The organism is Nioella ostreopsis (assembly GCF_004000255.1).
Taxonomy (GTDB): Bacteria; Pseudomonadota; Alphaproteobacteria; order Rhodobacterales; family Rhodobacteraceae; genus Nioella; species Nioella ostreopsis.
Genome location: NZ_RCIQ01000013.1, coordinates 63,513 through 79,647, shown reverse-complemented (window position 1 = coordinate 79,647; position 16,135 = coordinate 63,513). Strand labels below are relative to the sequence as shown.

19 protein-coding genes and 1 tRNA gene are annotated in these 16,135 nt (G+C 63.2%); 16 read left to right on the top strand and 4 right to left on the bottom strand.

Annotated elements, in window-relative coordinates; translation table 11 throughout:
• Positions 1-23: 23 nt before the first annotated feature.
• The 6 genes from EP237_RS14225 (at position 24) to EP237_RS14200 (ending at position 5,614) form a co-directional block, all read left to right on the top strand.
• Positions 24-896, top strand: coding sequence for an ATPase (locus tag EP237_RS14225; protein ID WP_127561629.1), 873 nt, complete (start codon positions 24-26; stop codon positions 894-896).
• Between the two features lie 36 nt (positions 897-932).
• A complete protein-coding gene (gene metA, locus EP237_RS14220; RefSeq protein WP_127561571.1) occupies positions 933-1,877 on the top strand; it encodes a homoserine O-acetyltransferase MetA in 945 nt (314 codons plus the stop codon).
• 2 nt (positions 1,878-1,879) lie between these two features.
• Positions 1,880-2,827, top strand: coding sequence for an alpha/beta fold hydrolase (locus tag EP237_RS14215; RefSeq protein WP_127561570.1), 948 nt, complete (start codon positions 1,880-1,882; stop codon positions 2,825-2,827).
• A gap of 53 nt (positions 2,828-2,880) precedes the next feature.
• Positions 2,881-3,768: a polyphosphate kinase 2 gene (gene ppk2 / locus EP237_RS14210; RefSeq protein WP_127561569.1), complete on the top strand. Its 888-nt coding sequence runs from the start codon at positions 2,881-2,883 to the stop codon at positions 3,766-3,768.
• Entirely contained in the window at positions 3,761-4,378 is a 618-nt protein-coding gene (locus EP237_RS14205; RefSeq protein WP_127561568.1) for a TetR/AcrR family transcriptional regulator, read from the top strand. The genes ppk2 and EP237_RS14205 overlap by 8 nt, the downstream gene beginning before the upstream one ends.
• Positions 4,379-4,447: 69 nt before the next feature.
• Complete coding sequence (locus tag EP237_RS14200; protein WP_127561566.1) at positions 4,448-5,614, top strand: iron-containing alcohol dehydrogenase; 1,167 nt, start codon at positions 4,448-4,450, stop codon at positions 5,612-5,614.
• A 4-nt stretch (positions 5,615-5,618) separates the two neighbouring features.
• On the opposite strand, the gene EP237_RS14195 is transcribed toward EP237_RS14200, so the two are convergent.
• Both EP237_RS14195 and EP237_RS14190 read right to left on the bottom strand, forming a co-directional pair.
• On the bottom strand, positions 5,619-7,268 hold the full coding sequence (locus EP237_RS14195) for a sulfatase-like hydrolase/transferase (RefSeq protein ID WP_127561564.1): 1,650 nt from the start codon (positions 7,266-7,268) through the stop codon (positions 5,619-5,621).
• A gap of 151 nt (positions 7,269-7,419) precedes the next feature.
• Positions 7,420-8,622 carry a pyridoxal phosphate-dependent aminotransferase gene (locus EP237_RS14190; RefSeq protein ID WP_127561562.1) on the bottom strand — a complete coding sequence of 401 codons (1,203 nt, stop codon included), beginning with the start codon at positions 8,620-8,622 and terminating at the stop codon, positions 7,420-7,422.
• A 122-nt stretch (positions 8,623-8,744) separates the two neighbouring features.
• Between EP237_RS14190 and EP237_RS14185 the strand changes: the two genes are divergently transcribed.
• The 3 genes from EP237_RS14185 to EP237_RS14175 all read left to right on the top strand — a co-directional run bounded on the left by EP237_RS14185 (position 8,745) and on the right by EP237_RS14175 (position 9,998).
• Entirely contained in the window at positions 8,745-9,155 is a 411-nt protein-coding gene (locus tag EP237_RS14185) for a helix-turn-helix domain-containing protein (protein WP_127561561.1), read from the top strand.
• Positions 9,152-9,424, top strand: coding sequence for a succinate dehydrogenase assembly factor 2 (locus EP237_RS14180; RefSeq protein WP_127561560.1), 273 nt, complete (start codon positions 9,152-9,154; stop codon positions 9,422-9,424). The genes EP237_RS14185 and EP237_RS14180 overlap by 4 nt, the downstream gene beginning before the upstream one ends.
• A 76-nt stretch (positions 9,425-9,500) precedes the next feature.
• Positions 9,501-9,998: a MarR family winged helix-turn-helix transcriptional regulator gene (locus EP237_RS14175; RefSeq protein ID WP_127561559.1), complete on the top strand. Its 498-nt coding sequence runs from the start codon at positions 9,501-9,503 to the stop codon at positions 9,996-9,998.
• 156 nt (positions 9,999-10,154) lie between these two features.
• On the opposite strand, the gene EP237_RS14170 is transcribed toward EP237_RS14175, so the two are convergent.
• Both EP237_RS14170 and EP237_RS14165 read right to left on the bottom strand, forming a co-directional pair.
• On the bottom strand, positions 10,155-10,907 hold the full coding sequence (locus tag EP237_RS14170; RefSeq protein ID WP_127561558.1) for a GNAT family N-acetyltransferase: 753 nt from the start codon (positions 10,905-10,907) through the stop codon (positions 10,155-10,157).
• A gap of 146 nt (positions 10,908-11,053) precedes the next feature.
• Positions 11,054-11,515 carry an outer membrane protein assembly factor BamE gene (locus EP237_RS14165; protein ID WP_127561557.1) on the bottom strand — a complete coding sequence of 154 codons (462 nt, stop codon included), beginning with the start codon at positions 11,513-11,515 and terminating at the stop codon, positions 11,054-11,056.
• 144 nt (positions 11,516-11,659) lie between these two features.
• Between EP237_RS14165 and EP237_RS14160 the strand changes: the two genes are divergently transcribed.
• The 7 genes from EP237_RS14160 (at position 11,660) to EP237_RS14130 (ending at position 16,077) form a co-directional block, all read left to right on the top strand.
• Complete coding sequence (locus EP237_RS14160; RefSeq protein ID WP_127561556.1) at positions 11,660-12,235, top strand: YceD family protein; 576 nt, start codon at positions 11,660-11,662, stop codon at positions 12,233-12,235.
• A 223-nt stretch (positions 12,236-12,458) separates the two neighbouring features.
• Positions 12,459-12,665, top strand: a complete 207-nt coding sequence (gene rpmF, locus EP237_RS14155) for a 50S ribosomal protein L32 (RefSeq protein WP_071690374.1) — start codon at positions 12,459-12,461, stop codon at positions 12,663-12,665.
• 30 nt (positions 12,666-12,695) lie between these two features.
• Entirely contained in the window at positions 12,696-13,787 is a 1,092-nt protein-coding gene (gene plsX, locus EP237_RS14150; RefSeq protein ID WP_127561555.1) for a phosphate acyltransferase PlsX, read from the top strand.
• On the top strand, positions 13,784-14,779 hold the full coding sequence (locus EP237_RS14145) for a beta-ketoacyl-ACP synthase III (RefSeq protein WP_127561553.1): 996 nt from the start codon (positions 13,784-13,786) through the stop codon (positions 14,777-14,779). Before plsX ends, EP237_RS14145 begins: the two co-directional genes overlap by 4 nt.
• Before the next feature lie 100 nt (positions 14,780-14,879).
• Entirely contained in the window at positions 14,880-15,182 is a 303-nt protein-coding gene (ihfA, locus tag EP237_RS14140) for an integration host factor subunit alpha (RefSeq protein ID WP_127561552.1), read from the top strand.
• Positions 15,183-15,188: 6 nt separating this feature from the next.
• Entirely contained in the window at positions 15,189-15,923 is a 735-nt protein-coding gene (locus tag EP237_RS14135; RefSeq protein WP_127561551.1) for a MerR family transcriptional regulator, read from the top strand.
• A gap of 77 nt (positions 15,924-16,000) precedes the next feature.
• Positions 16,001-16,077 (top strand) — tRNA-Pro (locus EP237_RS14130).
• Positions 16,078-16,135: the final 58 nt, after the last annotated feature.

The following is a 16,135-nucleotide window of genomic DNA, read 5'->3' as shown; positions in this document are numbered from 1 at the left end:
TGGGAAAGCGACGCGCCATGAGCCTGATCTACAAGACCGCCCGCGACTGGAACGCGGCCCCCGACAAGCGGGTGCTGTTCTTTGGCATGTCCGGGCTTGGCAAGACGCATCTGGCCAATCTGCTGCGCGCCGAGGGGCACTGGTTTCACTATTCCGTCGATTACCGCATCGGCACCGCCTATATGGGCGAACATATCTCGGACAACCTGAAGCAACAGGCGATGCAGGTGCCGTTTCTGGCGGAGCTGCTGAAGTCGGACTCGATCTATATCGGGTCCAACATCACCTTCGACAATCTCGCACCGCTGTCCACCTATCTGGGCAAGCCGGGCAATCCCGATCTGGGGGGCCTCAGCTTCACCGAATACATGCGCCGGCAGGATCTGCACCGCCGGGCCGAGGTCAACGCGCTGCTCGACACGCCGCATTTCATCCGTCGCGCCCATGACCTCTATGGCTACTCGAATTTCGTCTGCGACACTGGCGGCTCGATCTGCGAGGTGGTGGAGCCGAACGATCCTCGCGACGAGGTGCTGAAGACGCTCAGCACCCATACGCTGATGGTCTGGATCGAGGGCAGTGAGGATCACACCGACGAACTGATCCGCCGCTTCGACCGCGCCCCGAAGCCGATGTATTACCAGCCCCGGATCATGCGGCAGCTTTGGGACGATTTCAAACGCGAACGTGGAGTGAATGCCGCTGACGTGGTGCCCGACGATTTCATCCGCTTCGCCTATGCCCGCGCGATCCGCCACCGGGTGCCGCTTTACGCCGGGATGGCGCGGAATTGGGGTATCACCGTGCAGGCAAGCGACGTGGCCACTGTGCGTGATGCCACGGACGTGACCGATCTGGTCGCCGCCGCCCTTGAGAGCCGCCGCCAGACCGCCTAGATTTCCTTTCCCGACCCGAAACCCCGGAGCCAACCGATGCCCATCAAACTGCCCTCGACCCTGCCCGCCTATGACGTGCTTTCGCACGAGGGGGTCATGGTCATGGACGAAGATGCGGCGGCGCGTCAGGATATTCGGCCCTTGCGGATCGGGCTGCTCAACCTCATGCCCAAGAAGATCCAGACGGAGAACCAGTTCGCCCGCCTGATCGGCGCGACACCCCTGCAGATCGAGTTCAGCCTGATCCGCATGAGCGAGCATCAGGCCAAAAATACCGCCGCCGAACACATGGAGGAATTCTATCGTCCCTTCATGGAAGTCGAGGCCAGTGGAGAGAAGTTTGATGGCCTGATCATCACCGGCGCGCCCATTGAACATCTCGACTTCGACAAGGTCACCTATTGGCAGGAACTGGGCCGCATTTTCGACTGGACCCAGACCCATGTGCATTCCACCTTCGGCGTCTGTTGGGGCGGGATGGCGATGATCAACCATTTCCATGGGGTCAAGAAACACATCCTCGACCACAAGGCGTTCGGCTGTTTCCGCCACATGAACCTCGCCCCGGAAACCCCTCTTTTGCGTGGATTTTCTGACGATCTGGTGATGCCGGTCAGCCGCTGGACGGAAATGCGCCGGGATGAGATCGAGGCGGTGCCGGGGTTGAAAGTGCTGCTGCATTCGGACGAGGTCGGCCCCGCTCTGGTCGAAGATCAGGGCCATCGGGCGCTCTATGTGTTCAACCATTTCGAATATGACTCGAACACGCTGAAGCAGGAATATGATCGGGATGTGGCCGAAGGCACGCCGATCAACGTGCCCACGAATTACTACCCCGATGACGATCCCTCCAAGCCGCCGCAGAACCGCTGGCGCAGCCACGCGCATCTGCTCTATGGCAACTGGATTTCCGAGATCTACGAAACCACGCCCTTCGACCTGTCCCGCATCGGGCTCGACCGCACCGACCTGAGGGGCTGACCATGGCCCTTGCCGCGACCGCACTGGCCGCTGCCGGGGCTCTGGCGGGGCTGACCCATTGGCGCGCGGGCGTGCAGGAAGCGCGGGCCGAGGCCAGCCACCCGCCGCTAGGGCAATTGCTGGACGTGGATGGCGTGCAGGTGCATGCGCATGTGGCAGGCAACGGTCCCGATCTGGTCTTGATCCACGGGTCTTCCGGCAATCTGCGGGACTTCTCCTACGGGATGCATGCCCTGCTGGCGGACCGCTATCGGGTAATCAGTTTCGACCGGCCCGGCCTTGGCTATTCCGACCCGATCACGCCGCATGGGGACTCGCTGGACCAGCAGGCAACGGTGCTGGCGGCGGCGGCGCGGATGTTGGGGGCGACGCGACCCATTGTGATGGGTCAGAGCCTGGGCGGCGCGGTGGCCCTAGCCTGGGCGCTGAACCACCCCGATCAGATCGCCGCGCTTGTGCCGGTCTCTGCCGTGTCGCACCCCTGGACGACCGGGCTTGGCGCCTATTACAGCACTCTGTCCAGCTGGCCCGGTCGGCATATGCTGATCCCGGCCCTGACGGCCTTTACGCCTGACAAGGTGATCGAGGACCAGATCGCCGCCATCTTCGCCCCCGACGCGCCGCCCCCCGGATATGCCGCCCATTTCGGCCCACGCCTGACGCTGCGCCGCGCTTCGATGCGGGCCAATGCGCTGCAGCGGCGCCATCTTTTGCGATGGATCTCCGCACAGGCGCCGCGCTATGGCGAGATCGACATCCCGACGGAAATCCTGCATGCGACCGGCGATACCGCCGTCGGCTACCGCATCCACGCAGAGCCGCTGTCCCGCGCCATACCCGACGCCAACCTGACCGCGATCAACAGCGCCAGCCATATGCCCCATCACAGCCATCCCGGCGAAGTTGCTGCCGCCATCGACCGCGCCGCCACCCGCGCCGGATTGCACTAGGCCCCTGCGCGGCCCATATTGAATACGAGCAGAAACCCGAAAAGAGGCGATCCATGCCAGACCTGCCCTTCGATGGCGCCATCAGCCAGTTCTTTCAGTCCGCAGCCCCTGCCGAGGTGCGGAAAGCCATTCAGGACGCAAAGAAAGACAGCGTTCTGGATCCGTCCTTTCCGTACCGGGACAGGATGGACAAGAAAGACTACGAAAAGCAGTTGGAGGCGCTTCAGATCGAGCTGGTGAAATGCCAGGCTTGGGTCAAGGACAGCGGCAAGCGGGTGGCCGTCGTCTTCGAGGGGCGCGATGCGGCTGGCAAGGGGGGCTGCATCAAAAGAGTGCGCGAAAACCTCAACCCGCGCGTGGCATCCGTGGTGGCCCTGTCCAAACCCACCGACCGCGAAGCAACGCAATGGTATTTCCAGCGCTATATCCAGCACCTGCCCGCAGGGGGGGAAATGCGGCTCTTCGACCGCAGCTGGTACAATCGCGGCGTTGTGGAACATGTCTTCGGCTTCTGCACCCCCACGCAGCGACAGAATTTCTTCGGCCAGTTACCGGAATTCGAGGACATGATGGTGCGCGACGGCATCCATCTGGTGAAGATCTGGCTGAATGTCGGGCGGGCTGAACAACTGCGCCGCTTCCTCGACCGCGAGGGCGATCCGCTGAAACAGTGGAAGCTCAGCTGGATCGACGTCGAGGGGCTGAAGAAGTGGGACGCCTACAGCGCCGCGATCAGCGAAACGCTGGAGCGTGGCCATTCCGAGGCCGCGCCCTGGACCGTCATCCGGTCCGACGACAAGCGCCGCGCGCGGCTGGCGGTCATCCGCAAGATCCTGTCGGGGCTCGATTATGACCGCAAGGATCACGATCTGGTCGGCCAGCCCGACCCGGCCATCTGCGGCGGGCCCGAGATGTGGACGGACAACCCGGCGCATGGGTAAACGCGGCTACCATCACGGCAATCTGCGCCAGGCTCTGGTCGATGCGGCCCTTGTTCTGATCGAACAGAAGGGCCCGACGGGGTTTACCCTGTCCGAGGCCGCCAAGACCGCAGGCGTGACACCTGCTGCCGTCTACCGCCACTTCGAAGGGCGCGAGGCGCTGATTGCCGAGGGCGCGCGGCAGGGGCATGAAATCTTTGCCGATGTGATGGATTACGCGTTCGAGTCTGGCGGTCCATCGGCCCTTGCGGCTTTCGAGGCCACGGGGCGCGCCTATCTGGCCTTTGCCCGCAAGTATCCCGGCCACTACATGGCGATGTTCGAAAGCGGCATTCCGATGAATGCGACGCCGGGTCTGGCCAGCGCCGCCGCCCGGTCCCGCGCCATCCTTGAAAAGGCCGCCGACGCGCTGTCACAACATATCCCGCCGGAAAAACGCCCCCCCGCCAGCATGTTCTCCGCCCATATCTGGGCGATGAGCCACGGGGTGGTGGAGCTTTTCGCCCGTGGCAAGCCTGGGGGCAATGCCCCCTTCCCGCCCGAGGAACTGCTGGAGGCCGGGATCGGCATCTACCTTCGGGGCCTTGGGTTGATAGAACCCGATCAGTGACCGCGCGGGCTTGACGCCCCTGCCCCCGCCCATGATGGTGACGCCTGACGACCATACAGGAGCGCCACGATGAGCCTACTCGACCCGCAGGATTGGAGCTTTCCCGTCCCCATTGCCTATGGCCCCGGCCGCCTAAAAGAAATCGCGGGCATGTGCCGGGATGCGGGCATGTCGCGCCCGCTGGTAGTGACAGACCGGGGCAGCGCCGGGCTGCCGTTTCTGGCCGATCTCATGCGCCACCTGTCTGAAGGCGGCCTGCACGCCACGCTCTATGCGGAGATTTCCCCCAACCCGCGCGATGATGAGATCGCCGGAGGCAAGGCGATGTTCCGCGGGGGCGATCATGACGGGGTGATCGCCATCGGTGGCGGCAGCGGCATGGATGGCGGAAAGGCCATTGCGCTGACCGCGACGAATGACATCGACCTCTGGGCCTTCGAATTCGAACAGACCCCGCCCGACATGTCCGCCCACGCCCCCTTCCCGCCGCTGATCACCATTCCGACGACCGCCGGAACCGGGGCGGAGACGGAAAGCACGGCGATGATCACCGACACTGCCAAGGGCATGAAATGGTGCATCTGGCATGCCGAGCTGAAACCGGCGCTGGCGCTGCTCGACCCGGAAATCACTCTTGGCCTGCCCCCGCACCTGACCGCCTGGACCGGGGCTGACGCCATGGTCCATGCGATTGAGGCCTATTGCGTGCCCGGCTTCCACCCGCTTTGCGACGGTCTGGCGCTGGAAGGGCTGCGGCTGGTCGCCCGCTGGCTGCCCGTCGCGGTAGCAGAGCCGGGCAATCTGGAGGCACGGGGCGGGATGCTCGCCGGGTCCTGCCTGGCCGGGGTGGCGTTCCTGAAGGGGCTTGGGTTGGTCCATGCCATTTCGCATATGGTGGGGGCGGAATATGACACGCAGCATGGGCTGACCAATGCGGTTCTGCTGCCCGCCGTCCTGCGCTTCAACGCCCCCGATATTGCCGCGAAAGTGCCTGCCATGGCGCAGGCAATGGGGCTGGAGGACACCAGCTTTGACGCCTTCCACGCCCATATTTGCGGGCTTCTGGATCAGATCGGCATTCCCAAGACGCTGGCCGATATCGGCGTTCCCGCCGACTGCGCCCCCCGCATCGCCGCCAAGGCCATTCAGGACAGCGCCGCCGGAACCAACCCCAGGGCGTTGACGGTGGAGGAGATCGTGCCGGTGATCGTCGAGGCCGTGACCACGGGCCGATGACCACTCAGCCCTTGTCGGGCGGAGTGTAATCCGTCCCGGCAGGGCCTCGGTATTTCTCGACCAACTCGCCAGGCACTTCGCTGCCGTCATAGAGAAACGGCAGGATTCCGCGCCTGAGGGATTTTCCACGCATGGCGGCGATATCTGCGTCGGATTTCGTGACTCGCTGCGACAGGCGCAGGCCCCATTGGGCCAGAAGACCCCGCATCCGCGCGATCTGATCCTCGTAACCGGGGCCGCGCGCAAGGTCGTTCAGCTCATCGGGGTCGGTTTCCAGGTCGAACAGCATCGGGCGGAACCCGCCCTCGGCATGGATGAGCTTCCAGCGCCCGTCAAACACCATGAAGAGCCGCGCATCGGCGCTGCGGCTGACCAGCGTTTCGCCGAAGGGGCGCGCCGAGTAGTCATATTCGCTGATGACGAAGTCGCGCCAGTCCGGTGTATCCCCGCGCAGCCAGGGCAGGAGCGAGCGGCCCTCGATGATGTGCCCCGGCACCTCGCCGCCTGCGACCTCGACGAAGGTGGCGGCCAGATCGAGCGATTCCACCAGTGCATCGCAGGTGGTGCCGCGGGTGGCATTGGCCTCGGGGCGCGGGTCATAGACGATCATCGGGATCTTGACGGAGGGGTCATGGAACAGGTCCTTCTCGCCCATCCAGTGATCGCCCAGATAATCGCCATGGTCTGAGGTCAGCACGATCATCGTGTCATCCGCCTTCCCCGTGCGGTCCAGATAATCGAGGATCACGCCCAACTGGTCATCGCATTGCTTGATCAGGCCCATATAGGCGGGGATCACCTTTTGGCGGACCTCCTCTCGCTGGAAGGCCTCGGCCACCTTGCCCTTCAGGAAGGCATGGAAGACCGGATGCGCGTCGCGCCATTCGTCCTCGGACCGCGTGGGCGCAGGCACGTGATTGGCGCCGTACATGTCGTGGTAGGGCGCGGGCACGATATAGGGCCAATGGGGCTTGATATAGGAGACATGGGCGCACCAGGGGCCGGTCTGCGCCTCCATGAACTCGATGGTTTTCTGCGTCAGCCACGGGGTTTCGCTGTCTTCCTCGCGGATATTGGCGGGCAGGTCGCAATTGTCGAACATCCAGGCAGAGGCGATCTGGCCGTCCTTCACCCCGGCATTCGCATTCTGTGCCCAGGGGTTGTCCCCGTCATATCCCTTTGATTTCAGGTACTCATTATAGGGCGAGCGTTTTTCGTCATAGAACCCGTCCGGCCCTTCGGCCCACAGCCCGTCATCGCGCACCCAGGCATCGAACCCGCATTCCGCCTGCCGCGCGCCGATCAGGCTGTCAGGTTCCAGCCCGAGCCGCGCCATCCCCTCCGCATCGGCCTTCATATGGGTCTTGCCGATGAGCCAACAGTCCATCCCCACCTTGCGCAGATGGTCACACATGGTCTGTTCACCCACGCGCAGGGGATAGCCGTTCCATTGCGCCCCGTGGGAAGACGCATAGCGCCCGGTGTAAAAGCTCATCCGGCTGGCGCCGCAGATGGGCGACTGGCAATAGGCATTGGTGAAGCGCACGCCCTTCGCCGCCACCCGGTCGAAATTGGGCGTGTGCAGATGCGGGTGCCCGGCGCAGCTGAGGTAATCGAACCTGAGCTGGTCATACATGATGAACAGGATGTTCAAGTCTTGGCTCCTTCGCATCCCCGTGCCCAGATCATGCAGAAGGATAACGAGCGGCACGCCCGCCCAAAAGCCCAAATGATCACCCGTTCAAAAGACAGGCCCCGCCATGGGTCATGACGGGGCCTGATTGATGATCGCAGAGTGTGGAGGCTCAGCTTAGCTCAGCGCAGAATTCCTGAATGCGGGTGCAGGCCTTTTCAAGATTCTCGTCCGAGGTCGCGTAGGACACGCGGAAATTGGGGGAAAGGCCGAAGGCCCCGCCGAAGACGACCGCCACGCCCTTTTCCTCCAGCAGCGCGGTTGCGAAATCCTCGTCGGTTTCAATGAGTTTGCCGCCCGGCGTGGTCTTGCCCATGCAGCCCGCGATGGAGGGGTAGACGTAGAAGGCGCCCTCAGGAGTCGGGCAGGTGATGCCCTCTGCCGCGTTCAGCATCTCGACCACCATATTGCGGCGGCGTTTGAAGACCTCATTATTGGTCGCGATATAGTCTTGGGTGCCATTCAGCGCCTCGACCGCCGCCCATTGGCTGATCGAGCAGGGGTTCGAGGTGGATTGCGACTGGATCTTGCGCATCGCACCGATCAGGCTTTCCGGCCCCGCCGCATAGCCGATCCGCCATCCGGTCATCGCATAGGCCTTGGACACGCCGTTACAGGTGAGCGTCCGGTCGTAAAGGCCCGGTTCCACCTGTGCGGGCGTCACGAATTCGAACCCGTCATAGACCAGGTGTTCATACATGTCGTCGGTCATCACCCGGACATGCGGATGGCGCATCAGCACATCGGTAAGTGCCTTCAGTTCCTCGCGGTTGTAACCAGCCCCGGTGGGGTTCGAGGGCGAGTTGAAGATGAACCACTTGGTTTTTGGGGTGATCGCGGCCTCCAGCTCCTCTGCCGTCAGTTTGTAGGCGTTTTCGGCACGCGCCGAGGCAATCACCGGCTCGCCACCCGCCAGCAGCACCATGTCGGGGTAGCTGACCCAGTAAGGCGCGGGAATGACCACCTCATCGCCGGGATCGAGCGTCGCCATCAGCGCGTTGTAGAGGATCTGCTTGCCGCCGGTCCCGATGCTGACCTGCTTGGTCGTGTAGCTCAGCCCGTTATCGCGTTGCAGCTTGTCGCAGATGGCCTGTTTCAGCTCCACGATGCCATCGGGGGCCGTATATTTGGTCTTGCCTGCGTCAATCGCCGCTTTCGCCGCGTCACAGATGTTCTGAGGCGTGTTGAAATCGGGCTCCCCCGCGCCAAGGCCGATCACGTCCTTGCCCGCGGCCTTGAGTTCCGCCGCAAGGGTAGACACCGCGATGGTCGGCGAAGGTTTCACGCGGGCCAGCGTTTCGGACAAGAAGGTCATCTGAATTCTCCAGGGTTGCGAGGGGGCCGGTCAATCGGTCCGGTTTACATCGGCTCGGGTCCTGCTTAGGGTCGCGATGCTCAACGATCAAGGGGCCAAAATGCCCCGTGGAAGGAGATGGAATGACCGACACGACCCCAGGCCAAGCGGATTGGTTCAGCGAAGAGATCGCCACGTTCGGAGATCGGCTTGCCGGTGCGCGCGAGGCGGCGGGAGTAAGTCAGGAAGACATGGCGCGGCGATTGGGTGTGAAACTCAAGACCGTTGTGGCCTGGGAAAACGACTGGAGCGAACCGCGTGCCAACAAGCTACAGATGGTGGCGGGGCTGCTGAACGTGTCGATCCGCTGGCTGCTGACCGGGGAAGGCAGCGGCCCCGAAGACCCCGATCTGGTGGATGTGGAGAGTGACCTGAACCAGATCATCCTCGACCTGCGGCAGATCCGGCAGGAGCATGGCCGGCTTGGCGAGCAGATGGGCCGCCTTGAAAAGCGGCTGCGCAAGACCCTGTCCAAGGAGGAAGGCCGCACATGAGCACCGAGCCGCGCGAGATTCGCATCAAGCGCCTGCATATGCGGGCCTGGCACAGGGGCATCAAGGAAATGGACCTGATCCTTGGCGGATGGGCTGATGCGCATCTGAAATCGGCCGATGACGCGGCGCTCGATCTCTTTGAACGGGTGCTGGAAGAGGAAGACCAGGATCTATACCAATGGATCTCTGGCCAGCGACAAGCCCCTGAATACATGTCAGAATTCGCACGGGTTCTGGCAGATGGGGCGGCATCGAAACAAAGCTCCTGAAAAACTGAGCCGCGTTTAACTCATTATTTGGATTTATCGGCAAGTCTGCGGGACAAGCAGATATGCGGAGATCATGATGAGTTTGCACAGCCCCCTTGGCGAAACCTCCCGGCACGGTGTCATGCCGGGATATCTGGAATCCCTGTCGCTGGTGGAACGGCTGCACAGGCTCTTGCTCGACGTCATCAAGGATGAGTTTGAACGGGTTGGGGTGCTGGACATCAACGCCGTTCAGGCGCTGCTGCTGTTCAATATCGGCGATCACGAGGTGACGGCGGGCGAGTTGAAGTCGCGCGGCTATTACCAGGGGTCGAATGTCTCCTATAACCTCAAGAAACTGGTCGAGATGGGCTATATGCATCACCAGCGTTGTGAAATCGACCGCCGGTCGGTGCGGGTGCGGCTGACCGACCGGGGCCGCGAGGTGCGCGAAGTGGTGACCGGGCTGTTTCGCCGCCATGCGGATACGCTTCAGGAAAAAGGTGTGCTCGGGCCCGATGGCATCGACCAGGTGAACCATTCGCTAAAGCGCATGGAACGATTCTGGACCGACCAGATCCGCTATATCTACTGACCTGTGTCGGGATTTGCAGGACACTCCCGGCATCGGTTGGGGGCATATTGCGCAATTGGCATGCGCAGGGTGGGGGCCCCTGCCCCATTTCCCGCCCGACCTGCGCCTCCCGCGCCCGGATCGCGGCCCTGCCCCCCCTCTCGCACCGCGCGATGGTCATTTCGCGAGGGCACGCAGCAAGCGGGCACGGCCTGCCGGAACCGTGCGGATCTCCAACCCGGTGAACACATGCAGCGTATCGAGATCCGGGTCGATCACCGCATGATCGCTGACCCAGCCCCCCATCAGCAGGTAGGTCCGCAACAGCGGCGGCATTTCGGATTGCGCCAGCCGCGGGTCAGGGACGGCGGCGGCCAGGGTCGAGAACTCGATCACCCGGCCCGCCTTGATCCGGGGCCGCCATCGGTCTGGCGCGACATGGCGTTGCCGCAACAGCGCGAAGGCATCGGCATAGGGCGCGGCATCGGTCCCCCGGAAGGATGAACAACCGAACAGCATCTCGACCCCGTCGCGGTCCACCAAAGCGGTCATGGTGCCCCACGCCAGACGCAGGATGTCAGGATCATGCTTTAGCGGATCCATGCAGAACCGGCCCATCTCGACCATCGGGCGCGCAAATCCCGCGAGACCGGAGAGGTCATAATACTGGGCAGAGTAGCTGCGCGCGATCTCTGCACCGCTTTCCAGAAACAGAAGCCTGTAGCAGCAGACCAGCTGACCGGTCGCGCTGTCCTCGATCAGGACATGGCGACACAGCCTGTCGAACCTGTCGTGATCACGCGCATCCCGAACCTGCTGCCCGCCCCGAAAGCATCGGAATCGCAGTCTCTGGGCCGCGTGCAGGTCGCCCTCGGACTGGGCAAATCGGGCTGTGAATCGGCCCCGTGTCAGCGTCAGCGGTCGGTTCATGCGCTGAACCTCTATACTCCGGCGCCATCGGGCAGATGGCGCTTACCATTGCTCATACACTGGTACTGTGGGGGCATGACAACCCGACGACAAGCCTTAACCTGCCGAAACGATCACCGGGCGGACGTCCGAATCTGACCACCCGGTCAGTTGCCGTTCAGCGCTTCGGCGATGTTCACCCGACCGACGCTGCCGATCAGTTGCCGCAGGAAGGTGACTTCCTGAATGTTGGATTCGGTCACACGACGCGAGAACCGCACGATTTCCCCGTCCTCGAGCCCAAGCTCGCGGATGTTTTCCACCGTGCCGCGACTGTCAAAGCTGATCGCCACGATATCCCGCTCCACCACTTCGGGGGCGTTGTAGGTAAAGTGGCGGTGACGCGAGGCGACATAGAACCAGGTGCTTTCCGACACGATACCAGAGGCCGCAGGGCGACCGATGGTTTCCGCCACGCTGTCACGGGTGTCGACGCCGGGCAGGATCATCTCCAGATCTTCGGCGGGCGGGATGTAGCCGTGATTTGTGTAGGTCGCCGCACAGGCGCTGACACCAAGGGCCAGAAGACCCGCGAGAATCAGCCGTCCGCCTCGAAGCTGTCTGATCATCTGCCCTGATCCTCCTGCACGCCCAATCGCACCGGGCTCTTGCAAGGCCCGGCAAAGCTTTCTATCGGCTTAACCGACCATGGCGCACAGGGCAAGTTCCGCGTAAGCTGCCTGACGCCGCGCCGCATCGAACAGGAGCAGCCGATGACCCAATCCAAGCCTGCCGAGCCCGGATACGCGCTGTCGGAGCTGTCCACCAAGACCCCGACCCGGTTCGAGATCGTGCCCGATGCCCCGACCCGCGCGGGTCTGGCGGCAGATCTGGGCATCGAAGGGATTCGCAAACTCCGCTTCGCCGGAGAAATCCGCGCCGACGGCAAGCGTGACTGGCGGCTCGACGGCAAGCTTGGGGCAACGGTGGTGCAGCCCTGCGTGGTGACGCTGGCCCCGGTCACGACCCGGATCGACGTGGAGGTGACGCGACGCTTCCTTGCCAGGATGCCCGATCTGACCCTGGATGAGGATGGCGAGGCCGAGATGCCCGAGGATGACACGATCGAGCCGCTCGGGTCCCATATCGACCCCGCGATGGTCATGGCCGAGGCTCTGGCGTTGCACCTGCCTCTCTATCCCCGCGCCGACGGGGCCGAGCTTGGTGCTGTCAGCGTTGCCGAACCGGGCGTTGTGCCGCTGACCGACGAGGCCGCGAAACCCTTTGCAGCGCTTGCGGAATTGCGCGATAAGCTGGGCAAGCCGGATGCCGATGACAGCACGGATTGACGCGGGATACCGGGGTGGTGATTAGGGCTTGCATGACGGGGGAATCCGAGTATGTTCCCGGCCTCATTCGCCGCGTAGGACTGACGCGCCGTTCGTGCGCTCCCGGTCGGTCCGGACCAGCCGGAACGACGCATGCAAGGCGGATACGAGACAGAACGATTTGAAAGACGCAAGCGGGGCAAAGCTGCCACAGCCCACCCTGCAAAAACACCGAGGTTGAGACATGGCTGTCCCCCAGAATAAAGTCACCCGTTCGCGCCGGAATATGCGTCGTGCACACGATTCGCTGACCGCTGGCAATCCGAACGAGTGCCCCTCTTGCGGCGAACTGAAGCGCCCGCATCACATTTGCCCGTCCTGCGGCACCTATGCAGATCGCGAAGTGATCGCTCAGGCGGACGAGATCGACCTGGACGACGACGCGGCATAACGCAGCGGGTTCGTCCAAGGCAGGTCCAACATGGCAGACACAGCACGAGCAAGCGACGTTTCAGCGTCTGAGATCGTGCTGTCAATCGACGCCATGGGCGGGGATCGCGGGCCGTCGGCAATTGTCGACGGCATGGCGAAATCCGCCGCCAAGAACCCCAGTCTGAGCTTCATCGTTCACGGCAACAAACCCGAGCTGGAAAGCTTGATCGCCCGCAAGTCCGGACTTGCCGGGCGTTGTGACATTCGCCATGCCGCCGATGTCGTCACCATGGAGGACAAGCCAAGCCAGGTCATGCGGTCTGGCAAGGACACCTCCATGTGGTCGGCCATCGAATCGGTGCGCAACCGCGAGGCGACCGTGGCCATCAGCTGCGGCAATACCGGCGCTCTCATGGCGATCAGCATGGTACGCCTGCGCAAGATCGAGGGCGTGAACCGCCCCGCCATCGCCTGCCTCTGGCCATCGCGCAATCCGCACGGGTTCAACATAATGCTCGATGTCGGCGCCGATATCCGTGCCGATGAGACCGAGTTGCTGCATTATGCTCTCATGGGGGCCTCCTATGCGCGCAACGGTCTTGGGCTTCGGCGCCCGCGGGTCGGGTTGTTGAATGTCGGCACCGAGGAATTCAAGGGCCGGGCAGAATTGAAGCTCGCCTCTCAGAATATCGCCGCAGCCGCGAACGCCGCGAATTTCGAATATGTGGGCTTTGTCGAGGGCGGTGACATCCCCTCTGATCGGGTCGACGTGATCGTGACCGACGGCTTCACCGGCAACGTCGCCTTGAAAACCGGTGAAGGCACGGCCGGGTTGATCCGCGACTTTCTGGGCGAAGCCTTCCGCTATTCCATCCTGTCGAAGCTGGCCGCCGTGCTGGCCTATACGTCGTTGCAGCGCCTGTCGCGGCGGATCGACCCGCGCCGGGTGAATGGCGGGGTCTTTCTTGGTCTGAACGGTACGGTGGTCAAATCCCATGGCTCCTCCGACGGAACCGGGGTGTCGGCGGCGATCAAACTGGCGGCAGAACTGTCGGCAGCCGGGTTCAGTGACCGTCTGGCCGCGCGTATCGCGGCATCCGAACGGGCCATTGCCCATGCAAACGGAGGTTCCGAAGAATGACCGGCAAAACCGGCGCCCAGACCCGCCGCGCTGTGGCCGTGGGCATAGGCCACTACCTGCCAGAACGCGTTGTTCCGAATTCCGAATTCGAAGCGATGGTCGACACCTCTGATGAATGGATTCGCGCCCGCAGCGGCATCGAACGCCGCCATTTCGCGGCCGAAGGCGAAACCACCTCTGATCTGGGCATCAAGGCCGCCCGCGCCGCGCTGGACAATGCCGGGCTGACGCCGGGCGATATCGACGCGATCATCGTCGCCACCTCGACCCCCGACCTTACCTTCCCCTCGGTCGCCACGATGATTCAGGCGGGCCTTGGGATGCGCCATGGCTTTGCCTTCGACGTGCAGGCGGTCTGCGCGGGCTTCATCTATGCGCTTTCGACCGCGAATGCCTATATTCTGTCGGGCCAGGCCAATCGCGTATTGGTCATCGGCGCCGAAACTTTCAGCCGCATCATGGACTGGGAAGACCGCACCACCTGCGTTCTGTTCGGCGATGGCGCGGGCGCGCTGATCCTCGAAGCGCGCGACGGCGATGGCAGCAATGCGGATCGTGGCATTCTGGCCGTGGACCTGCATTCCGACGGGCAGTTCCGTGATCTGCTTTACGTGGATGGCGGCGTGTCGCGCACCCAATCCAGCGGTGTATTGAAGATGGAAGGCAAAGAGGTTTTCCGTCACGCCGTTGAAAAGCTTGCAAAAACCGCGCATACTGCGCTGGATCGCGCCGGGCTTGGGGCCGATGATGTGGACTGGATCGTCCCTCATCAGGCCAATCTGCGCATCATCACCCGCACCGCCCAGAAGATGGGTGTCGGCATGGATCGCGTCATCGTCACGGTGCAGGATCACGGCAATACCTCTGCCGCCTCGATCCCGCTTGCGCTGTCGGTCGGCGTGGCGCAGGGCCACATCAAACCGGGCGATCTGCTGGTTGCCGAGGCCATTGGCGGCGGCCTGGCCTGGGGCTCTGCCGTTCTGCGCTGGTAAGGCGGCAAGCACCCGCTTAGAAGGTTAACGCCCAAGTCCTTGATATTGACTTGCTATCTGTGAAGGCGCAGGATGGGCCAACCACCTTGGGAGGACAGTCATGAGCGGCAAGACCCTGACACGCATGGACCTGAGCGAGGCCGTCTTCAGAGAGGTCGGCCTGTCACGCAATGAAAGCGCCGGCCTTGTCGAGCGGGTGCTCGAACTGATGTCGGACAGCCTTGTTGAAGGCGAACAGGTCAAGATCTCGTCTTTTGGCACCTTTTCCGTGCGGTCCAAGACCGCCCGCGTCGGTCGCAACCCCAAGACCGGCGAAGAGGCCCCGATCCCGCCCCGCCGGGTGCTGACCTTCCGGCCCTCGCATCTGATGAAGGACCGGGTTGCCGCTGGCAACAAGGGGTAAGACCGCATGGCCGACAAGTCGCCTCAGGCCTTCCGCACCATCCGCGAGGTGGCTGATTGGCTGGAGGTTGAGGCCCATGCCCTGCGGTTCTGGGAAAGCAAGTTCAGCCAGATAAAACCGGTGAAACGCGCCGGAGGGCGGCGTTATTACCGGCCGTCGGACATGCGGCTGATTGGCGGCATCAAGACGCTGCTGCACGATCAGGGCCTGACCATTCGCGGCGTCCAGAAGCTGATCCGCGAGGAAGGCGTGGCGCATGTGGCTGCGCTCTCGCCGCCGCTCGACGAGGATCTGGACGGAATTATCGAAGATCGCGTGGCCGACAGTGCCGGCGTGGACGAACAGGCGCCACAGTCTGGCGGTTTCGTCGATATCGACGCGCTGGCCGGTGACGAGGCCCCTGTTGAAAACGCCAGCGCCCCGGCTGAACCGGAAGCAGACACCACCCCGGTTGAAACTGCACCACCACCCGAACCGGAGCTTGAGGTGGACCCGCCCCCCGAACCATTAGAGATAGAGCCGGAGCCGGAGCCGGAGAATGAGACTCCCGACCTTGCCGCCATGGCAAGCGCTTGCGAAGACTTGCCCGCAGATGCCCCGCCGACCCCGCTGTCAGAGCTGCGGGCGCTTTTGCACGCCGCGGTGCCCTTCTCTCTTGATCAGCAGCAGCAACTGACCCCGATGGTCGCCCGGCTGGAAGCCTTGGCAAACCGGCTGGACGGCCGTGGACCTTCGGCCTGATCTATTTTGCAGATGAGCGATTTTCCGGCCTATTCCCGCTTGCACCCCGCAGCAAAATCGCTAGAACAGCCGAACGTCGGGCTATGGCGCAGCCTGGTAGCGCGTCCGTCTGGGGGACGGAAGGTCGCAGGTTCGAGTCCTGCTAGCCCGACCAACACCTAAAACCGCTCTTGCCCATCCGGGCGGGGCGGTTTTCCGTATCAGGAGGTCGC